The organism is Vibrio sp. Vb1337 (assembly GCF_033338715.1).
Taxonomy (GTDB): domain Bacteria; phylum Pseudomonadota; class Gammaproteobacteria; order Enterobacterales; family Vibrionaceae; genus Vibrio; species Vibrio alginolyticus.
Genome location: NZ_JAWOTD010000090.1, coordinates 1 through 1,516, shown reverse-complemented (window position 1 = coordinate 1,516; position 1,516 = coordinate 1). Strand labels below are relative to the sequence as shown.

Genomic DNA, 1,516 nt, shown 5'->3' with positions numbered 1-1,516 from the left:
CAGCGAGCTTTGATCTATTGCGCGGGAGGTGGTGCGATTGGTCACGGAAGTCGTTACTTGATGATGCAGTTTGGAGTACCGATTGAGTGGGCGACCTTCTTCGCTGCCACCTTGGTTGGCATGATAGGGGTTCATTGGTCTCACCGCTTTTTGGCTCATCCAAAAGTGTTTACTGTCGCTGCATTGATACCTATGGTGCCGGGAGTTTTTGCTTACAAAGCGATGATTGCGATGGTGGAGATTAACCATTTGGGTTACTCGCCAGAGTTAATTGCGACCTGCATGGAGAACTTTCTTAAAGCCATGTTTATTATTGCTGGTTTAGCAGTTGGCCTCGCAGTTCCTGGGCTGTTATTCTACCGCCGCAGACCGATAGTATAAGGACCCGACATGATCATTAGTATGATTGCCGCGATGGCAGACAACCGCGTTATTGGCAAAGATAATCAAATGCCTTGGCATCTTCCTGCGGATTTTGCTTGGTTTAAACGTTGTACGATGGGGAAGCCCGTCGTAATGGGAAGAAAGACTTACGATTCAATTGGTCGCCCTTTGCCAGGACGTTTGAATATTGTCATTAGCCGAGATGAATCATTGAGTATTGAAGGCGTTACGACGGTGACTTCAGTTGAAAAAGCGTTAGAGGCTGCAGGTGATGTTGAAGAAGTAATGATCATTGGTGGCGGTGCTATCTATGCTTCTTGTTTAGCGATGGCAAATAAACTGTACGTCACACATATTGATGCTGTAGTTGAAGTTGACACCCAGTTCCCAGACTGGGGTAATGAGTTCAAAGAGACATATTCTGAAACCTACCAAGCGGATGAGAAAAACGCTTACAACATGCGTTTTACGATTTTAGAAAAGCAATAGTTAGAAAAGTCTCTCGAAGCAGAATAGAAAAAGCACCGTAAACACGGTGCTTTTTGTTTTCGGAGTAACGATCTAGTGATTAATCGAGAGCTTCTTGAGTAAAGAGTTGTTTGTCTTCCCAACGAATCATCGTCAGCGAACCACCCCAGACACAACCTGTATCGAGTCCAATGACTTTTTCATCGATATAGCCCTGCAATGCTGCCCAGTGGCCGAATAACACTGTTTTTTCTAACGGTATGCGGTGCGGCAGTTCAAACCAAGGTACCAATTGGTCACCAGTGACTTCTTGCGGAGGCAGTTTGCAGTCCATATCTAAACGACCATCAGAAAAGCAGAAACGCATTCTTGTAAAGGCATTGATGATATAGCGGTAGCGATCCAGGCCTTCCAGAGAGTCATCCCAAAGATCTGGTAAGTTGCTGTACATGTTTTTTAGCAACCACGGCAACTCTTCGCTTTGGATAACATGTTCTACTTCGCGAGCGCATTGTCTGGCTGTTTCTAAATCCCATTGCGGTGAGATACCTGCATGACACATCACAAACTCGTCGTGCTCTGCCAGAAGAGGTTGTTTAGCTAGCCAAGAGAGCAGTTCTTCGCGGTCTTTAGCGAGGAAAATAGGGGTCGTTTTATCTTTGTC

The 1,516-nt window shown here is 45.6% G+C and carries 3 protein-coding genes; 2 read left to right on the top strand and 1 reads right to left on the bottom strand.

Translation table 11 applies throughout. The annotated features are described in order from the left end of the window. A partial coding sequence (locus R7E42_RS24095) for a threonine/serine exporter family protein (protein ID WP_318073098.1) occupies window positions 1-381 on the top strand: 381 nt, incomplete at its 5' end. Between the two features lie 9 nt (window positions 382-390). After that, window positions 391-873, top strand: coding sequence for a type 3 dihydrofolate reductase (gene folA / locus R7E42_RS24090; RefSeq protein WP_318073097.1), 483 nt, complete (start codon window positions 391-393; stop codon window positions 871-873). Between the two features lie 79 nt (window positions 874-952). Here folA and apaH read toward each other — a convergent pair. Beyond that, window positions 953-1,516 (bottom strand): bis(5'-nucleosyl)-tetraphosphatase (symmetrical) ApaH (gene apaH, locus R7E42_RS24085; protein ID WP_318073096.1); only part of this gene is annotated, 564 nt, incomplete at its 5' end.

Coding starts and splice junctions, on each gene's coding strand:
- folA (WP_318073097.1), top strand. CDS start 391: ATGATCATTAGTATGATTGCCGCGATGGCAGACAACCGCGTTATTGGC.